Raw genomic sequence first — 20,923 nt, 5'->3', positions numbered from 1 at the left:
TCCTACTCCTTGTAGTGTATTTTTGCAAGATTGTATCGTTGGTGCCTAATTCTCTCTGTGGCATCTATAATAGTTTCTCTTTCATATTGAATTGCAGTTTGTACAAAGATATCTATTTTTTCGTCCAGTGTTTTTTCCTTACTGAACTTTTTATAGAAAATAAAGCTAAACAGGTCTCTTCCTTGCTCTTTAAAAATTGTGAAGAGTGCGTCAATATCCACATCTTCTTCAACTATAACGTTTTTCCCAAAGCACGAAACGTCTGTTGTAACTTGACGTTCTTTTGGGTCTGCAACCAGATCTCTTTTAATGCCTGCTTCCTCTAAAGATTTAATAACCAATTCATCATATATTGCTGAATACTCAAGGAGCTCATCTGAACTGGCATTTATTTGTCCGTAGAGTTCTGGAATTTTATATAATACATGATCCACTCTTACAGGTGTTTTCCTGATAACATCTTCAATATTTGTTTCATAAAGTATCTCTTGATTTCGCACCATGTTGGATAAGTCAAATAACCTGTCTACAAAATTTTTCTTCTCTTCAAGTTTATAGAGATAAGTAATCACTTCTTTCTGTAAGTAGACAAGAGATGAGGTAATCTCATTGAGGACAAGATAGAGTTCATTGAGATTTATATGCACATCTTTGTTTAATATAGTTTCAAAAGTTTTTTGTCGATATACAAGTTTTTTATAAATATATTCTTTTGCTTGATCAAGCTCCATTACTTTTTTGCGATATCGTTCAAGCTCTTTTTTCTTTTTATAAAAATCATCCTGGTTTTCAAACTCTAAAAGAATTCTATGTCTCATAATCCTGTAAGTATGCGCAAGAGTTCTACTCATCTTTCGCAGATGCCCTCTTATGCTTTTTATCGATTTTCCCTTTTCTTTTATATTCTCATCCTCATAGTCATCAAGATGCTGAGAAAGGTATTCCATAGATTCTTTGATACCGGCAATACTTATCTCCTGTGTTGCATCAAGTGTGGCATCAAAAAAAGTTTCAAGTGTTGGAGAGATAGATATTCTGTCATCATCGGTTTCAATAAGGTCAAAATCTTTTAGTCTTGCAAGAGCAACATCTTCCTCTTCTATGTTTGAGATAGAAGACATTCTTACAACAACCCCTCTTCTTTCATATAATTGAGCCAGAAGTTCGCGGTTCTTCTTCATTGTCATGATGTTCAAAAGACTTTGTGCATCTTTGATACTTTTATTTGCCATGTGTCTACTTTAATTTTTGTCTTTATAAAAAGTGTATCTAATAAATTAGAAAAAATCATTGTACTTAACTAAATATCGGCGAATTTACCTTGATTTAGGTGCCGATTGTAATATCATCATGTGCAAGCCCAAAACAAATTTGAAGCATTTGATAATATAAAATTTGACTGTTATACATTTTCTTCATTTAGCTCTTTCAGCCTCTCTAAAATCTTTACCATTGCCAACGTATCAAGTTTACAGTACTCAAGCAGAGCATTTCTCGTCTTTTCTTTCTCTAGTACTTCCATACTGGAAAGTCGAGGGAATGCATTCATCGCATCACTGCCATTTTGGATACCGTCCAACTCTTTATATGCTTGTGCCATCTCAGGTATCAGTGCAGGCAAGACATATTTGATCGAATAGCTTCCCTGCATCTCAGGCATAACGTAGTACTGCTTTTGAAATGGGTACATCAAATCTTTCATATTTTCATTGATAGCCAATAGATGCTCTGAGAACTCTTCAAAGCTTTCAGCCAACTTTACATTGACGCCTTTTTCAAAACTCATGTTATAGGCCAAAACTGTTACATCTCGTGGAATATCTTCAATAAGTCTTCTGGCCAAATTGTAACGGGGATCGATGCTATCAGCTCCAAGAAACTTTTTATGCTCCAAAGTCCCATCTTCATGTTCAATATGAAGTGAGTACTGAAAAGGTATCTGTTGATATGGGCTCATCCCTTCCCATTCAGGAACAGCCTGTTGAAAGGTCTCAAAGTCAAGATGATAGATAGGGTAAGTTAACGTATCAAGAAAGGCTTTAATGTTTTCCTTGTCAATGTAGCTCACCTGACTTTTCCAGTTATCTACTTTTTGTTTTTGTATAGGTGTCATAGATAGATCATCGGGAATATTTTCGATCCGTACAATCCCCTGTTTGTAGAGTTCTATCTGTTTTTTACTGCCAAGATTAAAAATGTTGAATACTGAGTAGTCAGGTATATTCCTCTGAGTCCTCCAGCAGTAGTCTTTTGCATCACATGCATAAGGCCTGTTGCAGTGGGCCCCGATATCGATATCTGGTTCGTTCTCATGGTCAGACAGACAGGTTTCAAATTCTTTAAGCCTTTGCGGGATGTCTACTTGCAGAGCATTGACTTCATTACTTACATTTATGACCCTGAAAAGCCTGTTCAGGTCAAGTTCATCACCTCGGACATAGGAACTGTCAATATGTACAATATTACTGCTTGTAACTGTATATCCTAGCTGTTCAAGCACATACTTCTGAATAGAGACATCATGCAAGTGAATCTCTTTAACACTGCTAGAGCTTTTCACTTCATAAATCTCGACACCATCCGGTGTACTTTTCAGGACATCGACTAGAATAAGGATATCATCATATAAAAAAGTCGCCTCATAGATGTATTCCAGACCTTCATCCATCCATTGCTTTGTAGTCTCGACCATATTGTTGAAATTGCTGGCATCATAAGTTACTTCTAGACCATTAGGGAAAAGCTTACTTGCAAGATTACCGACGACATTACCCGTTTCAAAGTGTGCCAGTACAGTTGCATCAGGAGTTGTAAGTACCTCTTTGTTGTATTTTTTTAGCCAGAGGGCTTTAGAACACTGGATACCTTTTGTGTAGAGTGATTTAGAGAAGTTCATTCTTTGCATATTAATCCTGCCATGTCAAATATAATTTTTCTTCATCTAAAAAAATTGTCTTCATTGTACATACCTTCCAGAAAACTGTTTCAATATCATTACTATTAATATCAAACTGTTTTATACTTTGTCCATTAACAGAGATTTCCACTTTTGCTTCTGACTTTATTAATGGTATTTCTTTTGAAAAATTTTCTACTTGAACAACATAAGTATAATTTTCCTGTGCTATTAAAGAAATTTCTTCAGGTCCAGAGCCAGTTCTGATGTCTGTATCAAAGGTCATGCCTTCAAAGTTTTTATTCTTATAAGAAACAGTACCCATAGTATTATTATTTATATCTAAACATCTAACAGAAAGGTCTAAGTCTTGTGGTTCCTTTGCCCAAATAAGTTGTATCTCGATATTTGAACTTTGACTAAATACTTTATTGTCAAATAATATGCCTTTTATACTAGATCTAAATGTATACAATTCAGTTGAATTTGCATATATTGACGAGAACAGTTGACATCTTTCTTTTTTAAAATTACTTTCAAGTTTTTCAGCTTTACTAATAACATTAGAGGCTTTCATTTCTCCATGATTTACTAAAAAAACTTGACTTTTAGGTCGTCCATTTGAATAATCAATTAAGGCCTTTGCAAATGAGTCATTATTAGGTTTTTTATATTGTTTGCATTCTATTTCCAATATTGAAGAATTTACATTACTGAGGGGTTCTTGATAAAAAGAATAATCTGGCTGAATATTTTTAGTTCTTCCTGAACCTATGGGATTATTAATAGGTGTTCTTTTCTCACAATAAATATAGATATTCTTATTATTATCGGAATAGATAGTTGCCAAATGTGTTTCTTTAAAGGGAAAAGAAAGTTTTCCATCTAACACATGGACTTGATGATTATGCTCTTTAATTACATCATAAATTTGACTAAATATCCAAACCGAATATAATTCATAACGTTTTTTCCAAAAAGGCAACTCTAAATAATCATCTAGTATTTTTACTCTTTCTTTAATAGTAGTTATTTGAACTCCAATATTATTTAAAAAACCATCTAATATTTTTATTATATATTGTTGATTTTTTGTACCTAAAGTATCAAACTTTATCGTTATCTGTTGAAGTTGACTATGTATTTGATAAGGCCATCTATCAATTCCTAATTCGATATGGACATTGTTTTTGACCTTGCGGCTAGATGCAGCCAAACTAGCTTTATCAGTTCCATACTTCATAACTTCTTGAACAAAATTATTTAAGAATATCTTCCATTTATCGATTAATTCATTGAACTCATTATCATCCGTAGTTTCCAAATCTATTATAAAATCATTGTATTCACGTTCATTATCGTTTAATTGTATAGGAAAATTTAGTTCTAAAAGTTCACCTGTAATACGGTGATATTCTCTTATATCTGTTGCTCCAGATATAAGTACTTCTTTTTCTATTAACTTCCATCTTTCGATTTGTTTTTTGAAATTATTAATATCAATAGTTAAAGGTTGGTTTTTATCAAATTCGAAACTAATTTCTAAGTTGACATCTGTTTGCTTGGCTCCAATTTCTTGAAACATATTTAATAGGTCATTCATCATGGCCGTATACGAACTATTTGCTTCAAAAAATACTTCTATAAATTCTTCCAAAGAAATATTAAGTTTTTTTAAACCCTTCAGGATTGATTTGTCTTTTGGTAATCTCAATCGATCTTTTATCAAGTCTGCTTCTTTAAAGTCGTAATATTTTTCATCAAAATTTCGTTTACCAATTATGTCTCTCCATAATTCCACTGCCGATTCTATCATATTTGTTTCACCCTATTTTACATGCTCATAAGCATATTTAATTTTTTATTTATTATGAAAAAATTTCTTTAATTTTAATTTCTAAATCTACAGGTATTTCAAATTCATCTTTACTAATTTCTTCTAATGCAGAAAAAGGCTTACTAACTGTACCTGCGGTCATGCCAAGCTCTTCTTCAATATCATTTACAAAAACAACGCTTTTTCCTATACTCGCAGCAATAATATCTTCAATTTTATTAGTATCTCTATCTGCCATATCTTTTGCTTGTTGTCCTTTGCCAGATTGATGATCTTTATCATAAACAGCAATATATGGTATTTTAAACTTGTTCAATAAATGTATGTAATAAGGAATCTGAGTTTTAGAGCCACAATCAATTAACGTATACTCAAATTTAAAAACTTCTAGCTTTTTCGCAATAAATGGAATGATTGATTTTTCAGTTGCACCTTCAACTAAAATTACTTTTTTAGCAAAAAACAACTCTGCTCTATCTGGATTTATCCAAGACAACAAGTTGAAATTTTTCTTTTCATCTCCTACAAATATTTCTTCCTGATATTGCGTAATACTCGTTTCGTTTGTCATTCCATCTTTTCTTACAATTGCAATAGATTTATAATTATCTAAACTGATTAATGAGCTTGAATGCGTACATAATACAACTTGACTATCTTCAGATAAATTAATTAATAAATCTAGCAATGCTCTTTGTGCTTGTGGGTGAAGATATAATTCTGGTTCTTCAAAAATAAAATATGAAGATTTCGATGCTTGTCTATTGGGTCTTTCTTCTTCTGGCATTGATAATACATGTTCTGAAAAAGTTTTTATTAACGAAAATGTCATTGCCCTTTGCAATCCATGTCCTTTTCTATTAATGTCAGTCTTAATACCATCATGTATCCAAACGTTTACATCCGATTTAAATACCTCGTCAATATCAGGTGGAAGAATTTCAACTTCGAGGTTTACTCCCCATTCTCTTAAATTACCTGAAAGTCTATCCTCAAACTCTTTTAACTCACTAGGTCTATTTTCATTCTCCGTCGAATCCTCATTATACTTTTGAAACTTACGAAACTGTGCATTTATTTGATCTTTAATCTCAGATATATCATCATCATTTGTTGTGACTAATTCAATAACTTTTGAATATAATTTAGTAAAAACACTTGTTTTATTATTAGACAAATCATCATTAATATTTTTAACTGCTGGAATGAAAAAGATTTCTCCGAATATTCCCTGCGCAACATTTTTTGCACCTAAGAAATTAGTTGCTTCTAATTCATAAACAAATTCAATTCTGTCTCTGTTATTTGAAATATATTGTTGTTGTGCTACTTGTATAATATCTATTGTCAGTCTTCCTTCCGATGGAAGGTCATCATAAAAAGGTAGTTCTTGAGCAGCTGCACGACTTCTATAATTAGTAGCATTAGACTCTTGTAGATATTCATTTTGAGGATTTTGTATATAACCATTATATTCAAAACTACCATTTTTATAAGCGGTTTTTCTAACCAAAATTTCATTATCTATTGTTAAATATTTATTGAAAGTTGCTTTATCATCTTCATCTAAATTATCAAATAATATTTCTACATAAAGTTCCTCTGTACCATCAAAAAAATCTAAATCCTGTACTTTTATCTCTCCAAAAAAGAAAAGTATGGCATACAAAATATTTGATTTACCATGGTTGTTTTGTCCTATAAACATCATTAAATTTTCAAAACTTATTTCAATATCAATAATAGACCTAAAGTTTGATATCGTAACTTTCTTTATTTTCACATATAATCCTTTTTTACATTAAATACCCATTTAGACATTATCTTTAAATGATTGTCCAACTCCATATTTCAATAGCTTTTGTTGCTAGTTCTTCAGATCTATCATTAATTGCTTTAGTGTTCCAGTGTATATTCTTATCAACTCGTTGTTTAAGATCTTTTGTTAAAGCTGTCACATCCGTGTAATCAGTTACTTTGGAAGTAAATGGATCTTGTCCTGCATGGCTATTTGCACTTTGACTCAAAAAGCATAGGTTACCTAGCGTATTAATTACAATAGTAAACTTATCATTTAAAACATCATCTCCCAGATATGATCTCCATTCATCAGTCAAATTTTGTGGTAATACGTGCTCAATCGTGTGTAGAGTAGAATAATCAGGTAGTTGCCCATACACTTGCATAGATTTATCTATTTCCCGTAAAATCAATCTTGAAAATGCCAAGTCTCTTTTTCTGTACAATGCATTATTTATAAGTCCATCTCTAAAGTCATCATCACTTATCCATAGCCCTTCATTTTTCACTTCATCATGAAATTTTTGAATAGGATTTTCCATTCCAATTACTTTAGAGCCTAGTGCTGGAAAGAAAACATCATACTTTGTAGTAGGCAATTCTTTCATTTTACGTCTAACCAGTAAAACAAGTAATTGTTTTAGTAGTTTTCCAACTATTTCCTCTTCGATTAGATTATCATTTAATGCAAGTAATAGTGACAAAATATATGGTACAGATGATTCCATTCTAGTATCTTGTATAGCTGACAATGAAGATTTAATTTTAGAATTTTTGTGTGGATTAGCGATTGGTGATGTTATTTGCTTATAAAAATTGGCACCGACTTTAATATCTCTAAGATATTTAACTGACACTTCTTCAGTAAGTTTTTTATGATTATTCTTGAAGTAAACATATACACGTCTACCTTTACCAATCATCTTCTTCTGTCCAATTGAAAATAGTGCTCTTAAATAATCTTCAAAATGTTGTTCATTTTCAAGTAATTTACGTGTACTTAGCCAATAATCCGTATGCAATTGTTCGTGGTCTTGTTTCCCATCCATAATCGGCTTAAACATATAGTTACATAAAAGTTCGCCTGCTGATAAAGGCATACCTTTATCATTTAAACTTTCAAAAATAGCTTGAGGATCATCTTTTGTGTCATCTAAAGGAATCCATACTATTTTTAATGCGAATAATATTGCTTGAGATAATTTCCACAGGCTTGGTACATCAGGATAGTCATTTGATAATTTTTTATGTAAGTACTTATTAAATTTATCAATTTTATTTTGTGACGCAATATATAGCTGTTGATCTGCCGCTAGTAAAGGAGAATTAGGATTTGAATCAAAAATTGATAAAAATGTGGGTAGTCGATCCCCTTTTGTACTAAATACTTTTATTTGGCGATAATCTTCATTGCCAATATCAACGTCATTAATAATATATTTTGACAATTCTGCAAAATGATCTGCTGCATTTTCAGAGAGTTCAGTTTTAGAATGTAATTGTTTTCTAATTGCAGCTAACAATAGATAGATGGTCGTTATTCGTTGCTGACCATCAATAACAAGGAACTTTTTAATTTCTGGGTCGGCGTTGGTTCTCTCTAGTACAACTATCGGACCAAAAAAATAATCATGTTCATTAAAGTCTTCTGTACTTTCCATATCTTCTAGTATTTGCTCTTTGATATCATCAAAAAGTTGATCCCAATTCTTCTTTTCCCATGCATACCCTCTTTGAAAGAATGGAATTTCAAATTGAACAGGATGCTTAAATAAACTATCAAAATTTCTGTTTTTTACACCATTATCATTCATTTAATTTCCTTAATTGTTTTTAAAGTATTACCCATTTATAAGATTCCCCCAATCTCAACAAAACTCGTCCCATCACCCTTAGGCACAACCTTTATCTGCAACGGTATCCGCTCTTTTAGAGCCTCCACATGCGAAATAACTCCAACCATCTTGCCAGAGCTTTGTAAAAGGTTTAAAGCATTTAAAGCAGTCTCTAAACTCTCTTCATCCAAACTCCCAAAGCCTTCATCTAAAAAGAGTGAATCGATAGAGATCTTTTGAGAGGCAAGCTCTGATAGCCCTAGAGCCAATGCCAAGCTCACAATGAAGCTCTCCCCACCTGAGAGTGTAGAGACTGGACGCATAACATTACCCTGAAAGGCATCTATGACTTCGATCTCTAGGAGCTGTTTCTCTTCTTGGCTTCGTACGAGTGTGTAGCGTTGGCTTAAGATGTTTAGGTGTTGATTTGCTAGACTTATGAGCTGATCGAGAGTGATGCCTTGGGCAAACTTGGCGAACTTTTTTCCATCTGCTGAACCGATGAGTTCTTGCATCTTTGCCCAGACTTTGAAGGCTTCTTTTTTCTTTTCTAGAGAGGCTATCTTGTCTTTGTGTTTGGTCTCGTTTTCACGGTTAAGTTCCAACTCTTTTTCATCTCTACCTATAGAAAGCTGTAAATCATCAACTTTTTTCTGACAAAGTTCTTGCTCTTCTTTCAAAAGCTCGATCGGCTTGTCGCTTTGAGGTGTTTTTTTATGCTCTTCTAAACGTTTGACAGTCTCCTCTTGAAGTGTCTTTATCTCGTTAAACTTATCGTTTATAGTCTTACATGAAAGCTCTAGTGCTTGTCGTGCTTCGTTTTCCATAGAAGCTTGGTTCAATTCTTCTATCGTATCAAAGCCATTGGCTTTTAACTGTACTGTGAAGTCTTTAGCGAGTGCATCTAGAGTCTCTTTATCTTTGGTAATCTTAGATGAGAGTGCTTTTGTCTGTATCTCTTTTTCACTCTTCTTAGTTGTTAGCTCTTGGAGCTTTTGAGTGGCTGCCTGAACTTTTGACTCTATCATCTTAAAGGTCTCATGTATCTCTTTATCATGCGCATCGAGGTTGACGATATTGAGTATAGAGATGCGTTTTTCTATTAAGGCTGTTAGGTCCACAGCAAGATCGTTTAGCTTTTTATTGTCTATCGAAAGTTCTGCTGTCAGTGAGGCAATCTTTGTCTCGTTTTCTACTTTACTGATGCCACAGCCCGCTAACTCTTTTTCTAGTGTCTCTAAGCTTGTTTTACAGGCTAGGTAAGCATCTCTTTTATCCAACAGATCTTTTATCTGCAGAGAGACTCTCTCTTTATCAAAGACTAGCCCATACTCTTTCCACTGGGTAGTTAACTCTTTTGTTAAGTTCTCAATAACAACTATAGAAGCTTTTTCATTGACATGAAACTGTTTTAGCTGTTCTAAGCGCTTGACTGTTTCTGTCTTGATAGCACTTAACTCATTCTCTTTTGTTCGTAGTGCAAGAGCTGCTGCATCTCTTTGTTTTAATAATGTCTCTTTCTCTTGTCGTCTTTTGACTATCTCTCTTAGACTCTCTTCGATAGAGGTCTGTTTCTCTTTGAGATTGGCTTTACTTTTTGAGGTTATCTCAAAAGAGCTGTTTTTAAAGATCTCTGTGATAGTGGCAATAGATCTGTCAAGTTTAGCTATCTCTAAAGTAGAAGTTTCGATCTTATTTTTGATACTTGAACGAGCTGATTCGTGTGATCTGAGCTCTGTTTCTTTGAGCAGCAGTTGAGACTCTTTTTCTTTGATCAGAGATGTCGTTTCATCTGTAGAGATAGCTTCTGAGTGTTCAGCAAAGGGATGTTCTCTAGAGCCACAGAGAAAACAGGCTTCGCCTTCTACAAGATTGGCTCTATCTGCTTCGTATGCTTTAATTTTGAGTTCTTGCTCTTTTTTGATACGAAGTGTCTCTATATGGGCTTTTAACTCTTTGATATTTTCTGTAGCACTTTTTACACTTTCTGTTAAGCTTTTCTCTTTTTCACTATTAAGTGTGATGCCTAATTGCTCCTGCTCTTTTTTCTTTAATAGCTCATGATATATCTTTAGCTCATAAAGTAGTGTCTCGATCTGTTTTAGTTCTGCTTGCAGACGTGGCTCTACAGTGACATCGGCAGAAGTTTTCTTTTCAATATCTACATAGGCTGTTTCGCTGTTCTTTGAAGTCAAAGACAGTGTTTCCAGCTCTGCTTGAAAGCTTTTTTCTGACTCTTGTGTTTGTTTTAATCTGGCATCTACTTTTGCTTTATCATTTAGCAGTAAGGTTAATCGAGTCTCTTCTTGGGTGAATTTTTTAAGATTCTCTTCGATGAGACTCATACTACTTATGAGCTTTTCATCTTTAATATTTGTCTGAAGGTAGTTGTTTTTCGCTTCAATCTCTATGCTTAGATTTTTAAAATTTTCGTTGACTTTTTCAAGGCTCTCTTTGAGGAATTTTTCGGATGCTGTTTTACTCTCAATCGTCTTTTGTATCTCAGTAGTAGCTTTTTGGTTTTCTTGTTCTTGAGTTTGGATCTCTCTGGCGAGTTTTAGCTTTTGGACTTCACTGTCGAAAGTGCTTTTAGCTTGAGTACTTTGCATTTTAGTCTGCTCACAAAGTTCACTGCTTATGACGATATCTGCAGCTAATATTTTAAGCTCTTTGTCTAATACCTCTAAAGAAGTACTATCTGTTTGGACTATTTTTTCTAGGCCTGATTTTTGAGTATAAAGAGATGATACATTTAAAGCTTTGTTGGCCAAATCTAGTTTGATAAAATCTTCTTTTTTATCCTCTTTTTCTTTGCTAATTTCGATAAAGCCTTGATGATACTTTTCGCTCTCTAGGATTAATTTAGACAGTGTGTCGGTCCAGTGTAAGGCTAGGTTTAATTCCTTGAGGTGTTTATCATCTTCAAGTTTTTGCTTTTTATTTTGAGCAAGGGTCTCTGTTTTCGCTTTTAAGACTTCCTCATTCATAAACTCAATGTTTTCTAGTAACTTATCATCGATTTCGATAGCCTGTTTGCCTTCACTGTACTTTTCATAAACTCTTTTTGAGATATCTGCATATATCTTTGTGCCAGTTATCTTTTCTAAAAGAGCGGATCGTTCACCCTCTTTAGCTTTTAAAAAGGCATCAAAACTTCCTTGAGCTAGCATCATTGATTGAGTAAATCGATCAAAGTCTAAACCAGTAAGTTCTTCTATGAACTTAGGCACTCGACTTACTTTTGTCTCTATCACTTCTTCGGCTTTAACATCGGAAAGTTCCATAGAGGCAGGTTGCAGTTTTCCATCGTGTTTGTTACGTGCTCTTTTTTGTCTCCATGAAGAACGGTAGACTTTTCCTTTGACCTCAAACTCTACTTCACAAAAAGCTTCACCACTATGTCTGGACATTAAGTCGCTGGGGTTTTTAAGACGCGGTGTTTGTCCGTATAAGGCACAGGTAATGACATCTAAAAGAGTACTCTTACCAGAACCTGTAGGACCTGTTATAGCAAAGAGAGCGTTGTCTTTTAATAGCTCGTAGAAGTCTATGGATATGTCACCCTTGAGCGAATTGATGTTTTTTGATTTGAGACGTAATATCTTCATAATGTTTCTACTTCGTCTACGATAATTTTAAAGTTTTTAATGAGGTCTTCTTTTAGATCCTCTTCGTCAAAAGCATCTACCTCTAATCGACGGTTAAAAACTTCTAAAGGTGTTAACTCATCCAGACTTAGAACATCAAAGTCTTCAGCATAAAGGGCCTGCTCTAATTTATCTATCTTTACAGCAAGAAGCGTTAAGTCTAACTCTTCTGCAAGTTCACGTATGGCCTGATTCGAAGCAAAAGGATTACTATCACTTAGATGGACTTCGACCCATGTACTTTTATCTATTATCATATTTAGTTCTTTTGTAATCGAAGCGACATCACCTTTGAGAAGTAAGAGAGGTCTATGTAGTGGAATATTGACTTCTTTAACATTTAGAACATTATCTGTAAAGGTGACTATGTTTATTTTTTTCTGAGTCTTTGACTCACTAAAACTAAGTGGTATAGGTGAACCACTGTAGCGAACATGGTCACTACCTACAGTCTGATTTATATGTAAATGGCCTAAGGCTACATAGTCAAAGTCTTTGCCCAAAAAATCACCGCCAATATCTATAGTACCACCAATATAGATGTCACGTTCAGATTCACTGCTTCTGCTCCCTACCGTAGTTAGATGTCCTGTAGCAATAATAGGTACTTTCAAATCCCTTCGGAGTCTTTTCGCCTGTTCAAAGACATCATTGTAATGCTCTTTGATACCTTCGTTTAGTGAAAGCTCTTTGTCTTGCATTGTTTGCCCACTTTGTGCCTTTCGAACAACATGGTCTCGAAGAAAAGGTACAGCACAGACAATGCCTTGCAAATCTTCTTTATCGTAGATAGGAATAAGTTCATCTTCATTCTCATCGCCACTTGTAATAACATGGACATTGAGCGCTTTGAGAAGCTGTTTAGGTGCTTTGAGCGTAGCTATGGAATCATGATTGCCTGCAGTAATAATAATATTCTTACATGAATGAGATGAAGCTAGTTCCTTGAGAAAGTTGTAATAAAGTTCTAGAGCATAATTCGGTGGGGTACCTGTATCGAAAATATCACCTGCTACAATAAGAACATCAACAGATTCAGTTTCAATAGTTTCTCGGAGCCAAGCAAGAAATGCATGATGTTCTTCTTCACGGCTTTTTCCCATAAAGTTTTGACCTAGATGCCAGTCTGATGTATGTAAGATTTTCATCTGTGCCTTTTTATACAATACTTAATTTGTCTTATCATGAAAATTCTAATAAAAAAAGTGTCAGACACAGAGCTAAATTAGGGGAATTCTTTCAAATTATTTACTCATTTTATAACTTTAGCTAAAATAACTGCTTAGTTTCATTTTAAATCTCATCAACTAAACTATTATATCCCATTACTTGTAATATTTATGTCATATTTTATCTTGAAAAGATATTGCACCATCTTCCTCGCTCCTTCATCATAATAATCCACTTCTTTCTATAGACCTTGTTCACTTAGTACCAGCTCTATTCATATTACTTTTTTCATACGTTGAATCTCCTTTTTATAATCTTTTCCCTGGGCGGGGAACTAAGATACAAGTTTCCTTCCTAGTTCTCCACCAGCACTTAAGTTATAGTCCGGATTCATCTCAGCGATATACTCCTTTTCTATCTCACCCAACTCTCTTGGAGTAATCTTTTTGAAGGATTCAAGTACATCCAATACGAATGATTCTATACCATGATAATTCATCGCATTGTGAAGATAACTTATACACTTTCTATGACCCCTTGCTAATCTTCGGCTCTCATCTTTATGTGCCTTAAATCTTCTCTCTGCAGTCATATTGGTATATCCTATATAGAACTTTCCATTTTTTTTATTTGTTATCCTGTATATGAAACCATATGGATGTTCTACATCCTTAATAGCATGATTTCGAAGCTGTCTTGCACTGTTCTTTTCTGCTATCGTTTTTATCATACTCTCAGCATTACACTCTTCACACCCAGCATATCTATCTATATCTTTTAAAGATTTACAATTTCGATTAAAAGTATTCTTGCATTTTGTACATAACACTGTTATCTTTGAATGCTCATTTTTAAACTCTTGATGTATGAGAGGATACTGATATAATCCTTTATGTCTTTGTTCCATTCTCCCCAAGAATTCGTTTATGCGCATCAATCTGTTTTTTTCCCAACGTTTACTAATAAGTTTACGTATTTTTTCACTGCAAGTATAACACTTCTTGCATCCACCATTTCTTCTTGCTGAAGAAGATGTATGTGATTGAGGAAATGTCATAAATGTATCATTGCATACATTGCAAGTAATACGAACTTTATCTCTTGTTCTTTTATAGTCCACTTCTGTAAAAGTGTAATCGTATCTTCCTTCCCCGTGTTTCTTAATAGCTATCTCTTTAAAGTGTACAAAACGTTTTTTAAGTGTCTTTCTCTCTCTGTTTTCATGGTTCATCATTCTTCCTTTCATTCTAGTATAGCATAAATCCCTATAAATGTAATTATTCCATATAAAAGCTTAAAAAAAGGGTATATTTATTTATTTATGGAATAATTCTTTACAAGTAAAGGATAATTAGACCTATGATAAAAAAAGAAATGATTGAAAATTTTGGGATAGATAGAAAAACACTGAACAATTGGGAAAATAATCCTGACCTAAAACGTCACCTCCTATACAGAACACTTGAGGCTTTACCTGTTGAGTTTGTTGATAATATCAAACAACAGTTAGAAGATAAGAAGGCTAATGAGAAATTATTAGAAAAATAATAAATTTTGGGAAAGTTTTCATAGTGTAGTTAGGCGTATAATATAAAAATTTAGGTTCGGACTCTAATCAACTGCATGTCAGTATCATACCTGAATGAATATACACTTTATCATTGAAAATTAGATTCTTCCTATATGGATAAGACATACTTTGTAATATACATGCCATAGCTATACCTAGCCTTCTACGATGAGGCGGGCAATTTCTTTAGCCCGGAACTTCACTTGTCCTCCTACCCTAATTGAGCGAATATCACCTGCCAACCTCATTCTATCAAGGGTCATCGTGGAGATATCCAAGTAAAATGCAGTGTCCTTCTTATTCAAAATTGATTTGCCAAACTTCGCTAACATTACCTTTATTTCTTCTTCTATTTCATTTTCATAGTTGCTCATAGTCTTCTCCAGTTTTTTGATTTTTTATCTTACTATTATGAGGAGTGTAAAAGATAGTCGTTTTTCTATGACTTTTTATGCAATTAGTCATAATTGCTTCTGAAAGACAGTCCTAGACCTCTTTTGAAGGTTTTAAAAATTTAATAAAAAATATTAAATTTTTATATCTTTGGTGTAATTGATATATTAAATGAAGTTTTTTATTTTAGAAAATAGTGGATTCGATATTTCAGGTATTGATCATATAGAGAAACATAGGTCATGTAAAAATACATGTTAGTACCATATCAGATCATTTTTTTACAAATTTACTACCTGGTCTTTTTATTCCAGAGCTGGTAATAATGTTTTTTCACTATATAATTTTAAGAGACTGAAGAGAGACACATATATTAAGTTCTAGTATTTTATCATGTTTAATTTACCAACAGTATGTCTTGTAATATGTGTTAGACTGACTTAAACTTGAACTATTGGATCAGGATTGTTGATTTTATACTCTTTTAATTTTTTCCCTGTCTCTCGAATAATAATTTCTTCCCAAAAGTCAGGATTCATTACCTTATTGGATGACTTATATGTATCTTCATAAAGTTTTTTTAATGTTATATTTGCATGGTGTGTCGAATCTTTTTTCCTTCCACTAGTACTACCTATATACGCTCCATTCTTTTCTATCCAATAATTTATCATCCCTTTGGAAATAACAGTATCATCATCACCTATTTTTAATAGCCTAAAGTCATCTTCTAGTTTGATTTCAAATTTATATACATCACTTCCATTCTCGTCAACAATTTCAAATTCTAAAATCTCTCCCTTTTTTAAAAAGGTTTCATTTTTAATTTTTCTCAGTTCCTTTAAGGTATCTAGACAACCTATTATTTCACTTTTAAACTTTGGGACATCATAGCTATCATGGCTAGTTGAATTTAAAACAAATTGCCGATAACTATCAAGTTTCTTAAACAATGTATCATCTAAATTGGCATCTTTTGCATACTTTACACATTGTTGAATTAAGTTAGCTAAATTATAAGTATCATACTCTAAGGTATAATGATACCTTTTAGGTAGAAAATCTTTACAAAAACTTTCTGCCTCTTTTCGTAAAAAATTTCCAGATATTTCATATTCATTCAAATAGAAATATTTTTCAGCTTTTTTCAAATATGTACTTGAATCAACAATAAAAGGATATATAACATCTTCTGTAACACCTTCATACATTTCGATATTCTTCCATTTTCTCCGGTCTGATACTTTAATTTTATGCTGAACTAATTCAAAAAATATTCTATCATGTGTCAAAATAATTAATTGATAATCATCAAATTGATCCAACATTATATCTATTACAATATCTCTATTGTTCATATCAAGACTTAACAAAAGGTCATCTAAGACAAGGATTTTTAAAATATTTCCAACAAGCCTTTTCTTTAAAATTGATAAACGTATAGAAAGTGCTATAGCGGTTAGCTTTGCTTCATTTAAAAAGGTATGAGGTTTTGGGATGTCTTTATCTCTAATATTTTCATCAAGGAACCTTGCTTTGAGATGTATTATAGGAGGTAATGTTTTCTGATTTCTTCTTCTAGTACTTCCACGTACGAAGTCATTATAAGTAGCATTATCATAACTCCAAGTCAATTTTATAGGCACTGAAAAATCATTTTGTAAAAAATTATTGGCATCTTCTATTATGTCTAGTAGATAAGCTTTTAACTCCCTATTAAATAAGCTCATTTTATCTTGAAAGTCTCTATAAGTTTGATCAGTCATTCTGGGATGAGGATCTAATCCTATTTTCAACTCTTGCCACTCTTCCCCCGCATTTAATATTGTTGACAAACTAATATAATCTAATATTTCTTGTTCAAAAACTTTAAACAAATCAATATCTTCAGAATTTCTAAAATCATATATTCTTGAAAGTAGTCTATAATTGATAAAATCACTAGCAAGATTTGCTTCTTTTATTTGTGTATCATCACCTCTATTTGTATTAATTAAATCATTTGAAATTGTATAAACTGTTTTTCTTTTTTCATTATCTATTAGTTCCAGTTCTATTTTAGGGTCAGGGCTTTCAGCATATCTATTAATAAGGTTTTGTGGGTCACCTGCATCAAAATATTTTTTAATCTCATGATCTTCTTTAATTGAACTTTGTAAAAATGTATAAAGAGCCCAATAGATAGAACTCTTACCACTACCATTTTCACCATAAATCAATACATTTTCCCCACCAAATTCCAATTCATTTTTTCCAAGAAAAAATTTAAAATCTTGAAGTAAAAGTTTGTTAATCCTCATTTATATACTCCGTTCAATTGGTAAAATAATGTCAGAAAGTCTTACTTTCATAAGCTGTGTATTATTTCGTATCTCATTTTCCCGTTCTCTAAGTACTTGATACCCCTTATGAATTGTTTCTGATATCTTTTTTACATCTGTTATGTTTGCAATGCTCTCAAAATCCCTTTTAGCAAAAGATATAAATTCAAGTCCTTTCTCTTGAAACTCTTCTTTAAAGTAGAGTTCATACACCATAGCATCAATGACTGATTCAAACTCTTTGGCTATGTGTTCGTTATCTACATACTTATTAATAGGATCATTTTTATGGGATTTTAGCCACATAATATAATCAACTAAAACTTCAAAAGGCTCTGTATCTTCTATATTATTAATCTTTGGCATTGGAAAAGGATTTAGATAATCAGGCTTAAACCTAAAATATCCATTTGCCAAGGTAGTTCCAGTTTGTGTTAGATACCACCATAAAAGTTTAGAATTTAAAATTGCCATAAAAAATTTATAACTCTCTTGTATATTACTACACTTTTCATAGCCATATAGTGTTGTAGTCTGGTAAAATTTGCCATTTTCGTCATAAGCAAAATTTCCACCCATTGAAATATCTGGTTGAATTAATTTTTCTTTATCAAAGCGAGTTAAATTCTTTGGATAAATATACCTAAACCAATAATCATCATTTCTCAATCTTCCCTTTTCCCTATCCCTTAAAATAGACTCACACTCTTTAAGATATTTATATCCATTTGGAAACTTCATACTTATTTCATCTTCTGTATATAAAATAGCTTTATCTTTATCATCTTTTTTCTCTATATAATATGGGAATATTACTACCTTATCAGTGGTTATTTTTTCATATCTATGAATATCATCACCTTTCAGAAGTGGCTTTACTAACCCTTGCTCTATTCTTATCTCTTTTTGTAGCTCATCAGAAAAAGCAATAATTAAATCATCTTCATATCTACAATTTTTTAAAAAATAAATACTATCTTTATTTGTTTGCAGTCCTGTAAATATTTTTTCAAATATATTGTTCATTCTTAAAGGTTGTTTTTTTAATTTTTCCAAAATTTCATATGTCTGTTTATTTGTTAGTATCCAACTTTCAGAAGTTAAATCATTATTATTAATATTGGTAAATTCATCATCTTTTAAACCAAAAAGGTAATTCTCAAGCTCTTTATTTGTATATAAATCTTTATTTAATTCTACATACTTTAAATAACTGTCATCCTTTTTATTTTTAAACCATACAAGTGAAGTATATGTTGAAGCATTAAAGACTTGATAAGCATCGAAAGAGATGAGCTTATGAATTGTATTTCTACTTAACTCTCGTAATCCTTTTCCAAAACTTGCATTTACCCACTTATGAGGCATAATAAAGTTTAAAACTCCTTCATTAGATAGCAAGGAAAGTCCTTGTTCTGCAAATAAAACGTATAAATCATAACTACCAGTTGCACTATCAAAAATATTTTTATATTGTTCTGATACTTTCTTATCAATGCCTTGAACCCGTAAATATGGTGGATTACCAATAACAATATCAAAGCCACCATTATCTAAAACTTCTGCAAAATATATTTTATATAAAAACAATTCATTGGTAGATTTTGTTTTTTGATAGTCACTCAAAACTTTATCAATTAATTCTATTTCTTGTTTTTGCTCTTCAATTTCTTTTAAAAGTTTTGAGTTTGTTGTAAATAAATCATTATTTACATCAAGATTTTTTTGTCGTTTAATTTGTCTTTTTCTTAATGCAGTTGTGAAAATCTCATTTACATCTTTTTCTATACTTTTTAAAACAATTGATTTTTCTTCTTTTGAAGATGCATTGTAAAAGTCATGAAATTTTTTCTTCATTCTTTTTAACCTTGCACCATTTCCTTTGTTCTGTTCATTTTCCTCTAGTGGGTCAAAACCATTAATAGTTTCAAGTAGACTATTGCCTTGCATAATTTTAAAATCAAGATTAGGTAATGGTTTTGGTTCATCTTCATCAACAACAATACTTAACCAAAATCTAAGCTTGGCAATCTCAACGGCAGAAGCATCTATATCGATTCCATAGATACTATTTTCAATAATATCTATCTTTGCTTGAACAGTATCAATAGTTTTATTTAAATTCTGTAATACACCTATAATTTCACTCAATAATCCCATTGGGAAAGCACCAGAACCGATAGCTGGATCAAGAATTTTTATGGATTTTATTTTATTTTCTACGGCTATTGCATTTTTGCTATTTTTAAAGAAATCATCATCTGAAATATCTTTAAAAATGAGATTATAAATTGCTTCTTTATTATCTATGAAATCATTTATCATATATTCATAAATAGATTGCTTACACATATAATGAACTATTTCTCGTGGTGTATAAAAAGCTCCCTTGGAACTTTGGTAATTATCTTCTAGTAAGTTTTCAAATACTTTACCGAGCATTTCAGGGTCAATGGCAACTTCACTGTCGTGTGGTAAATCCTCAATGATTGTAAAGTTGTAATGAGAAAAAATTTCAAAGATATTTTCAAAAATATTATTTTCAATAAATAATATTTCTTTATCTGTATTTTTACATTCAAACAGACCACCATTCAAAAATGGAATTTTGCAATTCAGTAATTTGAAGTTATCATTTGGTCGTTTTAAATTTAACGCTTCAAAAAAGATGTTTTTTAAATACAACTCATAAAAATTTTTATCTTTAGGTATATTTTGAAAAGTTTTTTGTAAAAAGTTTTTATCTCCATCTCCCCAAGTTTCATTAACCCCAAGCCAACCTTTTTTCTGAAGAAAATATAAGAATGTGATTCTTCCTAATAATTTTTTACTAAAAGCTCTTACATCTTCTGCATCACTATTAAAATTGGTATACTTATTATTAATCAGGTAAGTATTTATTTCTTCGAATAACATTTTGTAGTCTTTAAAAAACCTATCATTAAGAGCTTCTACACTAAAGGCTTTTTCTATTTCATTTATTTTAGGGTACTTTAGGTCTTTTAGTTGAGCCAAAGGTGTCTTAGTTGGTATCCCCTCTCCTAGCACATAGGTAAAACGCTTTAGGTTCGTTACACTAGCCTTACCTTCATCATACTCAAAGCCCACAAAAGAAAGTCTCCATACATCGCCATCTGGATGATAAAATGAAGCTATGGCACCATCTAAGTACTCTTCATAAGCTAGTTTCTTAAGTATGGCATTGTAGCCTACCCGTTTATTTTCTATGTGTATTGACTTAGATTTAAATTCAAAAAAGCCTATCTCTTTACCATCTTCAAGTTCCACTTTACCTAGAAAACGATAGGCATCTATACTTTTCTTTTCACTTTCGCTTAAAAAGTTATCTGTATTGCCACTATCATAAATGTCAAGTCCATAAAAGCGCTCTTTTATGAATGACTCAAATGTATCACTATCGTACTTGCTACTTAGAAATGCTTTTAAATCCATC

The 20,923-nt window shown here is 32.1% G+C and carries 12 protein-coding genes; 1 reads left to right on the top strand and 11 read right to left on the bottom strand.

Annotated features, from left to right (window positions below; translation table 11 throughout):
• Nucleotides 1–2 precede the first annotated feature (2 nt).
• The 8 genes from LDM93_RS01180 to LDM93_RS01145 all read right to left on the bottom strand — a co-directional run bounded on the left by LDM93_RS01180 (nt 3) and on the right by LDM93_RS01145 (nt 14,416).
• Nucleotides 3–1,232 carry a hypothetical protein gene (locus LDM93_RS01180; RefSeq protein WP_223890097.1) on the bottom strand — a complete coding sequence of 410 codons (1,230 nt, stop codon included), beginning with the start codon at nt 1,230–1,232 and terminating at the stop codon, nt 3–5.
• 170 nt (nt 1,233–1,402) lie between these two features.
• A complete protein-coding gene (locus tag LDM93_RS01175; protein WP_223891018.1) occupies nt 1,403–2,896 on the bottom strand; it encodes a DUF2779 domain-containing protein in 1,494 nt (497 codons plus the stop codon).
• A 10-nt stretch (nt 2,897–2,906) separates the two neighbouring features.
• Entirely contained in the window at nt 2,907–4,712 is a 1,806-nt protein-coding gene (locus tag LDM93_RS01170; protein ID WP_223890095.1) for a hypothetical protein, read from the bottom strand.
• A gap of 52 nt (nt 4,713–4,764) precedes the next feature.
• On the bottom strand, nt 4,765–6,516 hold the full coding sequence (locus LDM93_RS01165) for an ATP-dependent endonuclease (protein WP_223890094.1): 1,752 nt from the start codon (nt 6,514–6,516) through the stop codon (nt 4,765–4,767).
• Nucleotides 6,517–6,559: 43 nt separating this feature from the next.
• Nucleotides 6,560–8,347 (bottom strand): DUF262 domain-containing protein, encoded by a 1,788-nt coding sequence (locus LDM93_RS01160; RefSeq protein ID WP_223890093.1) that lies wholly within the window; start codon nt 8,345–8,347, stop codon nt 6,560–6,562.
• Between the two features lie 35 nt (nt 8,348–8,382).
• Nucleotides 8,383–11,976, bottom strand: coding sequence for an SbcC/MukB-like Walker B domain-containing protein (locus LDM93_RS01155; RefSeq protein ID WP_223890092.1), 3,594 nt, complete (start codon nt 11,974–11,976; stop codon nt 8,383–8,385).
• Entirely contained in the window at nt 11,973–13,163 is a 1,191-nt protein-coding gene (locus LDM93_RS01150; protein ID WP_223890091.1) for an exonuclease SbcCD subunit D C-terminal domain-containing protein, read from the bottom strand. The genes LDM93_RS01155 and LDM93_RS01150 overlap by 4 nt, the downstream gene beginning before the upstream one ends.
• Nucleotides 13,164–13,519: 356 nt before the next feature.
• A complete protein-coding gene (locus LDM93_RS01145; RefSeq protein WP_223890090.1) occupies nt 13,520–14,416 on the bottom strand; it encodes a GIY-YIG nuclease family protein in 897 nt (298 codons plus the stop codon).
• Between the two features lie 128 nt (nt 14,417–14,544).
• Here LDM93_RS01145 and LDM93_RS01140 point away from each other — a divergent pair, with 128 nt between their 5' ends.
• Nucleotides 14,545–14,733, top strand: coding sequence for a hypothetical protein (locus LDM93_RS01140; protein ID WP_223890089.1), 189 nt, complete (start codon nt 14,545–14,547; stop codon nt 14,731–14,733).
• A gap of 177 nt (nt 14,734–14,910) precedes the next feature.
• Here the strand turns inward: LDM93_RS01140 and LDM93_RS01135 are convergent, their stop codons facing one another.
• The 3 genes from LDM93_RS01135 to LDM93_RS01125 form a co-directional block, all read right to left on the bottom strand.
• Nucleotides 14,911–15,129 carry a hypothetical protein gene (locus LDM93_RS01135; RefSeq protein ID WP_223890088.1) on the bottom strand — a complete coding sequence of 73 codons (219 nt, stop codon included), beginning with the start codon at nt 15,127–15,129 and terminating at the stop codon, nt 14,911–14,913.
• Between the two features lie 459 nt (nt 15,130–15,588).
• Nucleotides 15,589–17,448, bottom strand: a complete 1,860-nt coding sequence (locus LDM93_RS01130) for an AAA family ATPase (RefSeq protein WP_223890087.1) — start codon at nt 17,446–17,448, stop codon at nt 15,589–15,591.
• A complete protein-coding gene (locus LDM93_RS01125; protein ID WP_223890085.1) occupies nt 17,449–20,922 on the bottom strand; it encodes an Eco57I restriction-modification methylase domain-containing protein in 3,474 nt (1,157 codons plus the stop codon).
• Between the last annotated feature and the right edge of the window lies 1 nt (nt 20,923).

Origin of the sequence: Sulfurovum sp. TSL6 (assembly GCF_019972115.1) — a bacterium.
Taxonomy (GTDB): Bacteria; Campylobacterota; Campylobacteria; order Campylobacterales; family Sulfurovaceae; genus Sulfurovum.
This window is presented reverse-complemented; position numbering and strand designations above follow the sequence as displayed.

Excerpts from the sequence above, each read along its gene's own strand:
- LDM93_RS01180 (WP_223890097.1), bottom strand. The coding sequence starts at position 1,232 with ATGGCAAATAAAAGTATCAAAGATGCACAAAGTCTTTTGAACATCATG.
- LDM93_RS01175 (WP_223891018.1), bottom strand. The coding sequence starts at position 2,896 with ATGAACTTCTCTAAATCACTCTACACAAAAGGTATCCAGTGTTCTAAA.
- LDM93_RS01170 (WP_223890095.1), bottom strand. The coding sequence starts at position 4,712 with ATGATAGAATCGGCAGTGGAATTATGGAGAGACATAATTGGTAAACGA.
- LDM93_RS01160 (WP_223890093.1), bottom strand. The coding sequence starts at position 8,347 with ATGAATGATAATGGTGTAAAAAACAGAAATTTTGATAGTTTATTTAAG.
- LDM93_RS01155 (WP_223890092.1), bottom strand. The coding sequence starts at position 11,976 with ATGAAGATATTACGTCTCAAATCAAAAAACATCAATTCGCTCAAGGGT.
- LDM93_RS01150 (WP_223890091.1), bottom strand. The coding sequence starts at position 13,163 with ATGAAAATCTTACATACATCAGACTGGCATCTAGGTCAAAACTTTATG.
- LDM93_RS01145 (WP_223890090.1), bottom strand. The coding sequence starts at position 14,416 with ATGAACCATGAAAACAGAGAGAGAAAGACACTTAAAAAACGTTTTGTA.
- LDM93_RS01140 (WP_223890089.1), top strand. The coding sequence starts at position 14,545 with ATGATAAAAAAAGAAATGATTGAAAATTTTGGGATAGATAGAAAAACA.
- LDM93_RS01135 (WP_223890088.1), bottom strand. The coding sequence starts at position 15,129 with ATGAGCAACTATGAAAATGAAATAGAAGAAGAAATAAAGGTAATGTTA.
- LDM93_RS01130 (WP_223890087.1), bottom strand. The coding sequence starts at position 17,448 with ATGAGGATTAACAAACTTTTACTTCAAGATTTTAAATTTTTTCTTGGA.
- LDM93_RS01125 (WP_223890085.1), bottom strand. The coding sequence starts at position 20,922 with ATGGATTTAAAAGCATTTCTAAGTAGCAAGTACGATAGTGATACATTT.